This window comes from Micromonospora sp. NPDC005305 (assembly GCF_040607315.1).
In the GTDB taxonomy this organism is placed as follows: Bacteria; Actinomycetota; Actinomycetes; order Mycobacteriales; family Micromonosporaceae; genus Micromonospora.
Genome location: NZ_JBEXGL010000005.1, coordinates 30148 through 43373, shown reverse-complemented (window position 1 = coordinate 43373; position 13226 = coordinate 30148). Strand labels below are relative to the sequence as shown.

At 74.2% G+C, this 13226-nt stretch carries 12 protein-coding genes; 8 read left to right on the top strand and 4 right to left on the bottom strand.

Features of this window, described 5'->3' with window-relative positions; translation table 11 throughout:
* Nucleotides 1–194 precede the first annotated feature (194 nt).
* From ABZS80_RS10445 to ABZS80_RS10435, 3 genes are all read left to right on the top strand, one after another.
* Nucleotides 195–1763 (top strand): LLM class flavin-dependent oxidoreductase, encoded by a 1569-nt coding sequence (locus ABZS80_RS10445; RefSeq protein WP_355055461.1) that lies wholly within the window; start codon nt 195–197, stop codon nt 1761–1763.
* A 75-nt stretch (nt 1764–1838) separates the two neighbouring features.
* Entirely contained in the window at nt 1839–2309 is a 471-nt protein-coding gene (locus ABZS80_RS10440) for a helix-turn-helix domain-containing protein (RefSeq protein ID WP_355055460.1), read from the top strand.
* A gap of 32 nt (nt 2310–2341) precedes the next feature.
* The gene (locus ABZS80_RS10435; protein ID WP_355055459.1) at nt 2342–3040 is read left to right on the top strand and encodes an SDR family oxidoreductase; all 699 of its coding nucleotides are present in this window, start codon (nt 2342–2344) and stop codon (nt 3038–3040) included.
* 60 nt (nt 3041–3100) lie between these two features.
* Here ABZS80_RS10435 and htpG read toward each other — a convergent pair whose 3' ends face one another.
* A complete protein-coding gene (gene htpG, locus ABZS80_RS10430; protein ID WP_355055458.1) occupies nt 3101–4993 on the bottom strand; it encodes a molecular chaperone HtpG in 1893 nt (630 codons plus the stop codon).
* A 135-nt stretch (nt 4994–5128) separates the two neighbouring features.
* Here htpG and ABZS80_RS10425 point away from each other — a divergent pair, with 135 nt between their 5' ends.
* From ABZS80_RS10425 to ABZS80_RS10415, 3 genes are read left to right on the top strand one after another with little or no spacing between them, the layout of a single operon-like run.
* On the top strand, nt 5129–5857 hold the full coding sequence (locus ABZS80_RS10425) for a GntR family transcriptional regulator (RefSeq protein ID WP_355055457.1): 729 nt from the start codon (nt 5129–5131) through the stop codon (nt 5855–5857).
* Nucleotides 5854–6681, top strand: a complete 828-nt coding sequence (locus tag ABZS80_RS10420; RefSeq protein ID WP_355055456.1) for a sterol desaturase family protein — start codon at nt 5854–5856, stop codon at nt 6679–6681. The genes ABZS80_RS10425 and ABZS80_RS10420 overlap by 4 nt, the downstream gene beginning before the upstream one ends.
* Complete coding sequence (locus tag ABZS80_RS10415; protein WP_355055455.1) at nt 6678–7331, top strand: lysoplasmalogenase; 654 nt, start codon at nt 6678–6680, stop codon at nt 7329–7331. Before ABZS80_RS10420 ends, ABZS80_RS10415 begins: the two co-directional genes overlap by 4 nt.
* Before the next feature lie 94 nt (nt 7332–7425).
* Here ABZS80_RS10415 and ABZS80_RS10410 read toward each other — a convergent pair whose 3' ends face one another.
* Nucleotides 7426–8439: a PKD domain-containing protein gene (locus ABZS80_RS10410; RefSeq protein ID WP_355055454.1), complete on the bottom strand. Its 1014-nt coding sequence runs from the start codon at nt 8437–8439 to the stop codon at nt 7426–7428.
* Nucleotides 8440–8587: 148 nt separating this feature from the next.
* Entirely contained in the window at nt 8588–9484 is an 897-nt protein-coding gene (locus ABZS80_RS10405) for an NAD(P)-dependent oxidoreductase (protein WP_355055453.1), read from the bottom strand.
* A 176-nt stretch (nt 9485–9660) separates the two neighbouring features.
* On the opposite strand from ABZS80_RS10405, the gene ABZS80_RS10400 reads away from it, so the two are divergent.
* Nucleotides 9661–11898 (top strand): FUSC family protein, encoded by a 2238-nt coding sequence (locus tag ABZS80_RS10400; RefSeq protein ID WP_355055452.1) that lies wholly within the window; start codon nt 9661–9663, stop codon nt 11896–11898.
* Here the strand turns inward: ABZS80_RS10400 and ABZS80_RS10395 are convergent.
* The gene (locus tag ABZS80_RS10395) at nt 11823–12632 is read right to left on the bottom strand and encodes a hypothetical protein (RefSeq protein ID WP_355055451.1); all 810 of its coding nucleotides are present in this window, start codon (nt 12630–12632) and stop codon (nt 11823–11825) included. The two genes, ABZS80_RS10400 and ABZS80_RS10395, sit on opposite strands and share 76 nt — an antisense overlap.
* Nucleotides 12633–12742: 110 nt before the next feature.
* Between ABZS80_RS10395 and smpB the strand changes: the two genes are divergently transcribed.
* Complete coding sequence (smpB, locus tag ABZS80_RS10390) at nt 12743–13225, top strand: SsrA-binding protein SmpB (protein ID WP_355055450.1); 483 nt, start codon at nt 12743–12745, stop codon at nt 13223–13225.
* Nucleotide 13226 lies beyond the last annotated feature (1 nt).

Below are 13226 nucleotides of genomic sequence, written 5' to 3'. Positions count from 1 at the left end.
GGCGCATTTTCCCAGGTCACAGCGGTGTTCGCGGGGCACCGGCCGAAGAGGACGACCGACCGGAGCCGGGTCCACCGTGGCGAGTGGCCACGGCGCGCGTCGCGGGCCCCCGGGCGGCGGGTTCCCGGCCCGCCGGGCAACGCGGGAGGCTACCGTGGGCAGGTTCGCGCAAGATCGGCACGAGGCGGCGAGGCATGAGCGACCACGGACACGAGCTGGCCTTCGGCGGCTTCCTCACCCCGAGCGCCGGGCACCCCGAGCAGGTGGTGGCGCGAGCCAAGCTCTGCGAGCAGGTCGGCCTGGACCTGGTGACCTTCCAGGACCACCCCTACCAGCCCGGCTTCCTGGACACCTGGACGCTGATGTCCTTCGTGGCCGCGGCCACCAGTCGCATCACCCTCGCGGGCAACGTGCTCAACCTGCCGCTGCGCCAACCGGTGGTGCTGGCCCGCAGCGTGGCCAGCCTGGACCTGCTCACCGGCGGCCGGGTCGAGCTGGGGCTAGGCGCCGGCGCCTTCTGGGAGGCCATCGAGGCGGTCGGCGGCCGCCGGCTCTCCCCGGGCGCGGCCGTGGACGCCCTCGACGAGGCCATCCGGGTGATCCGCGAGGTCTGGGACACCGACCGGCGCGGCATGGTCCGGGTCGACGGCGAGCACTACCGGGTGGTCGGGGCGAAACGCGGGCCGGCCCCGGCCCACCCGGTACGGGTCTGGGTCGGCGCGTACAAGCCGCGGATGCTGCGGCTGGTCGGCCGCCTGGCGGACGGCTGGCTGCCGTCCCTCGCGTACCTGCCCAAGGGGCCGGCCGACCTGCCGGCGCTGAACGCGCTGATCGACGAGGCCGCCACGGAGGCCGGGCGGGAGCCGGGCGCGGTGCGCCGGCTGCTCAACGTCACCGGCACCTTCGCCCGGTCCTCCGGCGGCTTCCTGGACGGCCCGCCGGAGCAGTGGGTGGAGGAGCTGGCCGGGCTCGCCCTGGACCACGGCGTCGCCACGTTCATCCTCGGCAGCGACGAGCCGCGCGCCGTCCAGCTCTTCGCCCAGGAGGTGGCGCCCGCGGTCCGCGAGCTGGTCGCCGCCGAACGCACCACACCGGGCAGCCGCGCCCACGCCGTCGAGGAGCAGCAGGCCGCCGTCGCGGCCGGCGGGTCGACCGCGCTCGCGGTCACCCCCACCCCCGACCCGGGGGTACGCCTGAGCGCACGCCGGCCGTGGGACGAGTCCACCCGGCCGGCCGCGCCGCCCGCACCGGCCGGGCACGTCTACTCGCCGCACGGGCAGGCCGCCGGGCAGCACCTGGTGGACGTGCACGACCACCTGCGTCAGGAGCTTGCCCAGGTGCGTGACCTGCTGGAACAGGTCAAGCGCGGCGCGGTCGCCCCGGGCGCCGCCCGGGCCGTGCTCAACGAGATGACCATGCGGCAGAACAACTGGACGCTGGGCGCCTACTGCGCGGCGTACTGCACCGTGGTGACCCAGCACCACGGCCTGGAGGACAACTCGATCTTTCCGCACCTGCGCCGGGCCGACGCGGGGCTGGCGGCGGTGCTGGACCGCCTCGAGGAGGAGCACGAGGTCATCCACGGGGTGGTGGAGAGCGTGGACCGGGCGCTCGTGGACCTGATCCGCGAGCCGGGCGACTTCACCGAGCTCCAGGCGGCCGTGGACCTGCTCACCGACACCCTGCTGTCGCACCTGTCGTACGAGGAGCGGGAGATCGTCGAGCCCCTCGCCCGGCACGGCTTCTACGCCGGCCAGCTCTGAGGGCGGCTTATTCCCGGGTCCGGCGTGAGATAGCTGGCTTTGGTTTCCCTAAGTCAGCCGGGTAGCGTCGGCCCCATGACGGACTTCCTCGCGCGGCGCGACTCCTGGTCCACCGCCAACTGCTCGATCGCCGGCGCGCTCGACGTGGTCGGCAACCGCACCACGCTGCTCCTGCTGCGCGAGGCGTCGTTCGGCACCCGGCGCTTCGACGAGTTCGCCCGCCGGGTCGGTGTCAGCGAGCCGGTGGCCGCCGCCCGGCTGAAGCAGCTCGTCGCCGACGGGCTGCTCGACCGGCGGCCCTACCGGGAGCCCGGCCAGCGCACCCGCGACGAGTACGTGCTCACCGACAAGGGGCGCGACCTGTTGCCCGTGCTCGCCGCCCTGCGCGAGTGGGGCGACACGTACGCCGTCGACGAGCCCTCGGTCCGGCTGGCCCACCACGACTGCGGCGCGGCGGTGCACGTGGCGCTGCGCTGCGCGGCCGGCCACGACGTGCCGGCCGACGAGGTGGACCTGCTGCCCGGTCCCGGCCTGCTGCCGTCCTGACCACCCACCCCTCGCCACTCTCAGGAGCACCCATGAAGATCGCTGGAAGCACCGCCCTGGTCACCGGGGCCAACCGGGGCTTCGGCCGGCACCTGGCCGCCGAGCTGCTGGCCCGCGGCGCCACCGTCTACGCCGGCGCCCGCAACCCGGAGACCGTCGACCTGCCGGGCGCCACCCCGGTGCGGCTCGACATCACCGACCCGGCCTCGGTGGCCGCCGCCGCCGAGCTGGCCGGCGACGTCACCCTGCTGGTCAACAACGCCGGGGTGAGCACCGGGGCCGACCTGCTCGACGGCGACCTGGCGGAGATCCGCCTGGAGCTGGAGACCCACTACCTCGGCACGCTGTCCGTGGTGCGGGCCTTCGCGCCGAGAATCGCGGCCAACGGCGGCGGGACCGTCCTGAACATCCTCTCCGCCCTGTCCTGGATCACGTTCCCGGGCGTGGGCGCCTACGGCGCGGCCAAGGCCGCCGAGTGGTCGATGACCAACGCGCTGCGCGCGCAGCTCGCCGACCGGGGCGTGCGCGTGGCCGGCCTGCACGTCGGCTACATGGACACCGACATGACCGCGCGGGTGACCGCGCCGAAGTCCGACCCGGCCCAGATCGCCCGGCTGGCCGTCGACGGGATCGAGGCCGACCGGTACGAGATCATCGCCGACGAGACCTCCCGCCAGGTCCTCGCCGGCCTCTCCGGCGGCGTCGCCGCCCTCTACCCCGCCCTGCCCTGAAGGAAGGGCCCCTTGTTAACGCCTGGCGTTAACAAGGGGCCCTTCCTTACACACAGCGGCCTAGAGGTTCCGGGCGAGGCGGTCGGCGAGGATGCGGGTGAACCGGGCCGGGTCGGCCAGTTCCCCGCCCTCGGCGAGCAGCGCCATGCCGTACAGCAGCTCGGCGGTCTCGGTCAGCGCCGTGCCGTCGCCGCCCTGCTCGTGCGCCTTGCGCAGCCCGGTGACGAGGGCGTGGGTCGGGTTGAGCTCCAGGATGCGCTTGACCCGGGGCACCTCCTGGCCCATGGCCCGGTACATCTTCTCCAGCGTGGGCGTCATGTCGTGCGCGTCGCCGACCACGCAGGCCGGGGAGGTGGTGAGCCGGGTGGAGAGCCGGACCTCCTTCACGCTGTCGGCGAGCGCGCCGCTCATCCAGGTGAGCAGGTCGGCGTACTCCTGCCGTTCGGCCTCGGCCTTCTCCCTCTCCTCGTCGGTCTCCAGGTCGACCTGGCCCTTGGCGACCGAGCGCAGCGTCTTCCCGTCGTACGCGCCGACCCGCTCGACCCACACCTCGTCGACCGGGTCGGTGAGGATCAGCACCTCGTAGCCCCTGGCGCGGAACGCCTCCAGGTGTGGGGAGTTCTCGATGGTGGCCCGGTTCTCGCCGGTGGCGTAGTAGATCTCGGTCTGGCCGTCCTTCATCCGCTCGACGTAGTCGCGCAGCGTGGTCAGCTCGGCCGGGTCGTGGGTGCTGGCGGCGCGGACCAGGTCCAGCAGGGCGTCGGTGTTGTCCGGGTCCTCCAGCAGGCCCTCCTTGACCACCGCGCCGAACTCGCCCCAGAAGGTGCGGTACGCCTCGGCGGAGAGGTCCTTGAGCGTGGCGAGGACCTTCTTGACCAGGCGGCGGCGCACGGCGCGGATCTGCCGGTCCTGCTGGAGGATCTCCCGGGAGATGTTCAGCGACAGGTCGTGCGCGTCCACCACGCCCTTGACGAAGCGCAGGTAGTTGGGCATCAGCGCGTCGCAGTCGTCCATGATGAACACGCGCTTGACGTAGAGCTGCACGCCCCGGCGGCCCTGCGGCGAGAACAGGTCGAGCGGGGCGTGCGACGGCAGGAAGAGCAGCGCCTCGTACTCGAAGGTGCCCTCACCGCGCATGTGGATGGTTTCCAGCGGGTCCGCCCAGTCGTGCGCGACGTGCCGGTAGAACTCCTTGTACTCGGCCTCGTCGACCTCGTCCTTCGCGCGCGCCCAGAGCGCCTTCATCGAGTTGAGCGTCTGCTCCTCGCCGGTGGTGGCGCCGTCCTCACCGGGCTTCTCCACGGTCATCCGGATCGGCCAGGCGATGAAGTCCGAATAGCGCTTGACGATCTCGCGGATGGTCCACTCGGCCGTGTAGTCGTGCAGGTTGTCCTCGGCGTCGACCGGCTTGAGGTGCAGGGTCACCGAGGTGCCCTGCGGGGCGTCCTCGACGGTCTCGACCGAGTAGGTGCCCTCGCCCGTGGACTCCCAGCGGGTGCCGCCGGCCTGCCCGGCGCGGCGGGTCAGCAGGGTCACCCGGTCGGCGACCATGAAGGTGGCGTAGAAGCCGACGCCGAACTGCCCGATCAGCTCCTGAGAGGCCGCGGCGTCCTTCGACTCGCGCAGCGTGCGCAGCAGCTCGGCGGTGCCGGACTTGGCGATGGTGCCGATGAGCCCGACCACCTCGTCGCGGGACATGCCGATCCCGTTGTCCCGCACGGTCAGCGTGCGGGCCTCCCGGTCGACCTCGATCTCGATGTGCAGGTCGGTGGTGTCGACCTGGAGGTCCTTGTCGACCAGCGACTCCAGGCGCACCTTGTCCAGCGCGTCGGAGGCGTTCGAGATCAGTTCGCGCAGGAAGACGTCCTTGTTGGAGTAGATCGAGTGCACCATCAGCTGGAGCAGCTGACGGGCCTCGGCCTGGAACTCCAACGTCTCGACCCGATCGCTCACACCGACTCCCTTCCACTTCGCGGGGCTTCCGGCGGAAAGGATACGAGGCGTGCGCGGGCGGCCACCGGAGGGTGGCGGATTCGATCTGGTCCAACCAGTTGACGGGTTGATGTGTCCAGGGCCACACTGCTGCCCATGGCCTTCGCTCCCGTCCCCCGCGCCTCGGTCTCCGACCACGTCTTCGGTCAGCTCCGCGACGCGATCGTCAGCGGCCGCTACCGGCCGGAGGAGACGCTGCCCGGCGAGCGGGAGCTGGCCGCCGCGTTCGCCGTGAACCGGCACGCCGTCCGCGAGGCGCTGCGCCGGCTCCAGCAGCTCGGCCTGGTCCGGGTCAGCCAGGGCGGCGCCACCCGGGTACTCGACTGGCGGGTGCACGCCGGCCTGGACCTGGCGCTGTCGCTGGCCCGCTCGGGTGACGTGCTCCCGGTCGAGAACCTGGTCCGCGACATGCTGGAGATGCGGGCGTGCGTCGGGATCGACGCGGCCCGGCTCTGCGCCGAGCGCGGCGACCCGGAGGTCACCGACGCGCTGGTCCGGGCCGCCGAGGAGTACGGCTCGCTCGCCCCCGACCTGGACCGGATGAACGAGGCCAACATCGCGATCTGGTGGCTGATCGTCCGGGGCAGCGGCAACACCGCCTACCTGCTGGCGTTCAACAGCCTGGTGGCCGGCACCTTCGCCGTGGGCGATGTCCCCCCGGACGCCCGGGCCGCCGAGCTGCTCGACGTCGCCGGCCACCGCCGGCTCGCCGCGGCGATCGCGGCCGGTCAGGGCACGGCAGCCGCCCGGCACGCCCGGGCCCTGCTGACCGCCCCGGTCACCACCCCCACCACCCCCGCCACCCGAAGGGAAGCCCGAGCATGATCCCCGCCGTGCTCTACGCCGTCCCGGCGTTCCTGCTGCTCATCATCATCGAGGCGGTCTCCTACCGGTTCCTCCCCGACGACGACGAACGCGGCTACGAGCTGCGCGACACCACCACCAGCCTCTCCATGGGGCTGGGCAGCCAGATCATCGGCTTCCCCTGGAAGCTGCTCACCGTCGGCATCTACGCCGCGCTGTGGGTGGTCGCGCCCGTGCACCTCTCCCCCGGCGACTGGTGGACCTGGGTGATCGTCTTCTTCGCCGACGACGTCGCCTACTACTGGTTCCACCGGCTGCACCACGAGGTCCGCGTGCTGTGGGCCAGCCACGTGGTGCACCACTCCAGCGTCTACTACAACCTCTCCACGGCGCTGCGGCAGAGCTGGACGCCGATGACCTCGCTGCCGTTCTGGCTGCCCCTGGCGCTGCTCGGCATCCCGCCATGGATGATCTTCCTGCAGCAGTCGATCAGCCTGCTCTACCAGTTCTTCCTGCACACCGAGCGGGTGGGCGTGCTGCCGCGGCCGATCGAGTTCATCTTCAACACGCCCTCGCACCACCGGGTGCACCACGGTTCGAACGCCGAGTACCTGGACCGCAACTACGGCGGCATCCTCATCGTCTGGGACCGGCTGTTCGGCTCCTTCGAGCCCGAGCGGGCCCCGGCCCGGTACGGGCTGACCAAGAACATCCAGACCTACAACCCGCTACGGGTGGCCACCCACGAGTTCGCCGCGATCTGGTCGGACGTCCGGCACGCCACCTCCTGGCGGGCCCGGCTCGGCTACGTCTTCGGCCGGCCCGGCTGGCAGCCGGCCCGGTGAGGCGCCCCTGGCTGGCCCTGTTCGGGATCGTCGCCCTGGTCGAGCTGGTCGGGGTCGCGCTCGACTCGACGCCGGCGCAGTGGCTGGCCAAGCCGCTGCTGGCGCCGCTGCTGCTGGCGTACCTGTGGGACCGGCGACGCCGGCTCGACCCGGTGGCGCTGGGCCTGGTGGCCGCCACCGCCGGGGACGTGGCCCTGCTCGTGCCGGGACGGACCGCGTTCCTGGCCGGCATGGGGTGCTTCCTGGTCACCCAGGTCGCGTTCCTCACCGCCTTCCTGCGCCGCCGCCGGCCGCCGGTGGCGGCGGTGGCCGGCTACCTGCTCGCCTGGGCCGGCGGGAACGCCCTGCTCTGGGACGCGCTGGGGCCGCTGCGGCTGCCGGTGCTCGGCTACAGCCTGGCGCTGTCCCTGATGGCCGCCGCCGCGACCGGGGTGTCCCGGCGTGCGGCGGCCGGCGGGGCGCTCTTCCTCGTCTCCGACCTGCTGATCGGGGTGGGCGTGGCGGGCAGCGACTTCCCCGGCCGGGACCTGCTGGTCATGACCACCTACGCGGCGGCGCTCCTGCTGATCACCACGGGCTGGGTCGCCGCCACCGCGGGGCGACCGGCCCGGCCCCCGTGGCCGGCCCCGGCCGCGCAGCCCGCGCTCTGACCGCCCCGGACGGCGGCGGTGGCGGTGTCCGAGGTCTCCGGCACCGCCACCGGCCGCGTCCGGCGTCGCCCACCCCCGTGCCGGCGTCGCCGGCTCAGCTAACCCGGACCGGGGGCGAGAGCAGCTCGTTGTCGGCCGGGAGGGCGTCCCGGTTACGCAGCACCGCGGCCACCGCCCGGAAGGTGAGCTTCCCGGCGGCCCCGTCCTCTGCCGTGACCACGTACCGGAAGGAGAAGGTGGTGCCCTTGCCCCGTCCCACCGGAACCGGTTGTGTCTGGGCACCGACCTCCTCGTATCCGTACGGGCCGCTGCGGTAGAGGCGGACCTCGACGTCCTCGGCGTACCGGGTGTTGCGCACCGCGACGGTGACACCGACGGTCTGTCCGACCCGCGCGGTCGACGGCACGGCGAGCCGGTCGATCGCGACGTCGTGGGTACGGACCACCACCGGGTGCGCGGCCGACGCGCTGCGCCCGTCGACCGTCCGCGCCGTCAACCGGACGGTGTAGTCGCCGTCGGCGGTGAACCGGTGGCGCGGGAACTGGGCGTCCGTCGTGGTCGCGTCACCGAACTCCCAGCGGTAGGAGGCGATCCCGAGACCGGCCGGGTCGTGGACCGAGGGCCAGAAGGAGACCGTGTCGAACATGCTGAGCTCGTAGCCCGGTGGGGAGAAGTCCACCTCCGGGTCCGGCGCGACGTCCAGCCGGAAGGTGACCTGCTCGGCGAAGTCCGCCCCGGTGCGGAACAGGTAGGTGGTGCCGGCCCGGGCCTCGAAGGTCACCGGCGCGTAGCCGTACAGCGGCCGGCAGTACACCTCGGAGAGGCTGTCCAACGAGCTTCCCGTGTAGACGGCGATGCCCGGGTAGTCGGGGCCGGTGCCGGCCGTGACCATGCCGGTGGTGGTGGGTGTGTACGCGTACCACACCGTGCGGGTGGCGCCGAAGCAGGACGTGGGCTCGCCGTCCTGGGCGGTCGCCGTGCTGAGGTCCTGGACGTTCGAATACGGCAACGCGTCGACCGGTAGCGCGGCGGCGAAGTCGTCGTTCACCACCGTCGGGGTGAGGTCTCCACTCCGCGGCGCGGCGAGGACCGCTCCCTGCCCCGCCACCAGCATTGCGACCATACCTGCGCACGCGCCGGCGAATCGTGCGACATGACGTCTGATCACCGATACTCCCCTCACCCCTACTGGACGTGACCGTCCGACCGTAGGACGTGACGGGTCGCGGGGTGGTTAAGGCAACCTCTGGTTCCGGTTAAGGCGCGGTCCGGCGCGGAGGCTGTCCCGTCGCCTCTCGGGCGAGGGCCCGCGTCACGACCGTGAGATCGTCGCCGCCGAGGCCCTGCTCGACCGCGTGTCGCCACTCGCCGGCCAGGGCCTCGGCGGCCGGGAACCGGCCGGACGGCACCTCACGCAACGCGAGGTCCACGTCCTTGAGAGCCAAAGCCAGGGAGTACTGCGTCGTGTAGTCGTCCCCGGCGATCCGGTCCAGCTTCTCGGCCGCCCAGGGCGACACCAGCGGGCTGCCCTGCAGGGCCCCCCGCACGGTGGCGCGGTCCAGGCCCAGCGCGTCGCCGAGGGCGACCGCCGCGGCGAGCCCCTCGTTCACGAAGGCCAGCAGCAGGTTGTTGACCAGCTTCAGCCGCGACCCGGCGCCGACCGGCCCCACCCAGACGGTCCGCTGCCCGACCGCGTCGAAGACGGGCGCCACGCGGTCCCGCACCTGCTCCGGGCCGGAGGCGAGGACGACGAGCCGGCCCTGTGCGGCCGGGCCGCGGCTGCCCGCCACCGGCGCGTCCACCAGGGTCACGCCGGGGCGCTCGGCGCCGACCAGCTCGGCCAGGCGCGCGGTCGCGGTCACCCCGATGGTGCTCATCTGCGCCCAGACCGCCCCCTCGGGCAGCGCGGCCAGCATGCCCTGGTCGACGGCGATCGCGCGTACCGCGTCGGCGTCGGTCACCATGGTCACCGCCACGTCGGCCCGGCGGACCGCCTCGGCCGGGTCCGCGGCGACCTCGGCGCCCCGGTCGCCCAGCGCGCGGGCCGGCTCCGGATGCCGGTTCCACACCACCGTCGTCAAGCCGGCCCGGACGAGATTCGCCGCCATCGGCGCACCCATGCCACCGAGCCCGAGCACCGCCACCCGCGTCATCCGCCGCTCCCCCGCCTCGCCTACCGGGCAGCCTAGGCGCACGGGAACCGGGCGTCGTCCCGATCGCGGACACGCCCACGTCGGTCCAACCGGGAAACGCCACCGCCCCCGACCCGATAGAGTCCCGGAAGCAGACGACCCGCCCCCGGGAAGACCTGGTGGGGAGCGGTGTGGGCATGCGTCGACGACCCGGCGGGGAGCTGCGGGACCGGCTGCGCCGGCGCGACCCGGGCTACCGCCTCGTCCGCCGGGCGGCCCGGCTGACCGTCGTCGCCTCCCTCACCTTCTACGGCTGCCGCTACGGCCTGGGCAACGTCACCCTCGCCACGTACGCGCTGTTCGGCACGGTCGCCACCGGCAGTTTCGCCCAGCTGCCGGGGCCGGCCGCCGTGCGGGCGCGCACCCTGCTGGCGGCCGTACCCGTGGCCTGGGCGCTCGTGGCGGTCGGCACGGTCCTGGCGGTCAGCACCGCGGCCGCGTCGGCCGGGATGCTCGTCATCGGGTTCGCCGTGGCGTTCGCGGGCGTCGGCGGTCCACGCCTCGTCGGGCTGGCCAACGCCCTCCAGCTCTTCTACATCCTGGCCTGCTTCCCGCCGTACCAGCCGGACACCCTCCCGGCCCGGCTGGCCGGCGTCACCCTGGGCGTCGTCCTGGTGGCGCTCGCCGAGGTGACGCTCTGGCCCGACCCGGCGCCGGTCTCCTTCCCGCAGCGGCTCGCCACGGCCGCGGGCGGCCTCGCGGACCTCCTCGACACGCTCGCGGAGGTGCTGGTCGCGCGGCCGGGCGCGGCCGAGGAGGCGGCGCGCCGGCACGCCCGGGCGGTCCAGCTGCTCGACCAGGTGCGGATGCCGCGACTGCCGGTGACGGCACGCCCCACCTCGGCCGGTCGCCGCGACCGGGCCTGGCGGGACGCGGCGGCGGCCGCCCAGGAGGCGCTCGCGGTCGCCGAGTCCCTCGCGTCCCGGCCGGATGTCCCGGGCAGCGGGGACGCCGATCTGGCCGGCGCGCTCCGGCGGTGCGCGGCCTCCCTCCGCCGCTCCGCCGACATCGCGCTCCGCCGACCGGGCACGCCGGCCGCCGACGGGCCGGAGCCGGCCACCCCGCTGCCGCCGTCGTGGCGGGCCGCCGGCCCGGCCCGGCTGCGCGTGGACGCGGCGGTGCGGACGCTCGCCGACCAGGTGGGGACGTACGCGACGGCGGTCGGGATCGCCACCGGTCCGCGCGGTCGCCACGCCGCGCGGCCACCCGAGGCCGGCGCCGACCGGTTCTGGTACGCCGACCGCAGCACCTGGTCGCTGTACCGGCGGCGGTTCCGGGCGCACCTCACCCCGCGGTCGGTGTACCTGGAGGGAGCGGTCCGGCTCGCCGTGGCCCTGGCCGCCGCGCGGGTGATCGCCGGGGTGGTCAACCTGCAACACGGGTTCTGGGTGCTCCTGGCGACGCTCAGCCTCATGCGGGCCTCCGCGTCGGACACCCGGACTACGCTGCGCCCGGCGCTGGTCGGCACCCTCGCCGGGGGCGCCGCCGGCGGCCTGCTGCTGCTCGTCTCGCCGGAACGGCAGGCGTACGCCGCCCTGCTGCCCCTGGCGCTCGTGCTGGCCTTCGGCGTCGGCCCGCTGCTCGGCCTGGGCTGGGCCCAGGCGCTGCTCACGCTGCTGCTCATCGTCGTGTTCGCCCAGCTCAGCCCGTCGTCCTGGCAACTGGCCGGCGCCCGGGTGGTGGACGTGGCGATCGGCGCCGTGGTGGGCGTCCTCGCCGGCCTGCTGCTCTGGCCGCGCGGCAGCGGCGGCGAGCTGCGCCGTAACGCGGGCGCCTACCTGGCGGCGAGCGGGCGGGTCGCCGAGCGGACCGTCGAGGCGTTCGCGAGCGGCGCGGACGCGCGCGCGGCGGTCGCCGCGGCCCGCCGCGCGGAGGCGCTGGCCAGCGCGTCCTTCGTCCAGTACCACGGCGAGCGCCACGACCCCCGGCTGTCGCACGTGGACTGGGACGCCGTGCTGACGGCCGCGCACCGCGCCGCCTACGGCGGGCAGGCGCTGCTCGCCGACCGCCGGCCCGGGGTGCTGGCCCCGTGGCCCGGCCCCGCGGCGGCGCTGGTCGGGTGGGCCACCCGTCTGCGCGACGGCTACGCCGACCTCGGCCGCCAGGTGACGCGGGGCCGGGTCGACCGGCCGCCCACGCCGGCGGACCCGCCCGGTGACGTCGCGCGGCAGGTGCACGGCATGGTGCGCAACGGCGAGGACCGGCCCGAGGTACTGGCCCTCGTGGAGGTCGAGGGCTGGCTCGCCGACCTCGACGGTCACCTGCGCCGCGCCGGCGCGGCGCTGCCCGACGAGCCGGCTCAGCCGATGCGGCCCCCGGCGGTGACCAGCCACTCGCCGGTCTCCCAGTCCGACGGGCCGCCCACCACCCGGTAGCACAGGTCGAACCGGATCCCCAGCTCCGGCCACCACGGGTGGTGGACCGGCACCACGCGGAAGATGTCGTCCAGCCCGGGGAACGTGAGCCCCTCGGGCTCGGGGAACAGCTCCGCAAGCTCCGCCCGCGTCAGGTCGGTCCAGAGCGCGAACTGCCACTCGGTGCGGTCGTGCCACGCGTCGTGGACCAGCTCGAACCGGGGTTCCCGGCCGACGACGAAGTTCCGGATGTCGGCGCGCAGCTCGGCCGGGGTCGACGGGAGGACGAACGGCCACTCCTCGCCGGTCGGGTAGCGGTACATGGTCGAGGTCGCGGCGAGCGCCCGCACGAGGCCGCGCCACGCCTCGGACGACGTCGTGGCGACGGGCAGGTTCACGCCGGTGTGGTCGACCCGCCGCACGTGCCCGGCGAGGCGGCGGGCCAGGTCCGCCACGTCGACCGTGGGCGCCGGCCCGGCGAGCGGCCCGGCGCCCTCGACGCCGAGCGACGGTCCGGGGTCGAACGTGACCACCGGCGCGGGCACGTCGGCCAGCCCGATGACGGTCAGCGGCCGGGCGCCGTCCGGGCGCGGCGGGGTGAGGACCAGGCGCTCCACCGGCCCCTCGGCGGCGCCGGGCGGGCGGAGCGGCTCCGCGTACGGCACCTCGGCGAGCAGGGTGCGGAGCTGGTCGAGGAAGGTCTGCGCGGCGGGCGTCCGGGGCAGGCGGAAGGCGATCTCGCCGAGTCGGTCCATGCCCCGACGCTAGGAGGCGCGACGCCGGCCCGACACCCGCGGTCGGGCCGAATTTCGCACCGCGGCCCCGGGGTATCCTGCTCGGCGTCGACGGACCGGGGGGTGAGGGCGTGGCCAGGGAGACCGGTCGCAAGCTCGTCGCCTCCAACAAGAAGGCGCGGCACGACTACACGATCCTGAAGACGTACGAGGCCGGGATCGTGCTGGCCGGCACCGAGGTGAAGTCGCTGCGGGAGGGTCGCGTGTCGCTGGTCGACGCGTTCGCCCAGGAGCGCGACGGCGAGATCATGCTGTACGGCCTGCACATCGCCGAGTACGGCTTCGGCACCTGGACGAACCACCAGCCCCGGCGCACCCGGAAGCTGCTGCTGAACCGCGTCGAGATCGCCCGGATCCTGGAGAAGCTGCGCGACGGCGGGGTGACCCTCGTGCCGCTGTCGTTGTACTTCTCCAACGGCTGGGCCAAGGTCGAGCTGGGCCTGGCCCGGGGCCGCCGCTCGTACGACAAGCGCCAGGCGCTCGCCGAGCGGGACGCCAACCGGGAGATCGCGCGCGAGCTGGGTCGCCGCCTCAAGGGCCGCCGCCCCGCCTGAT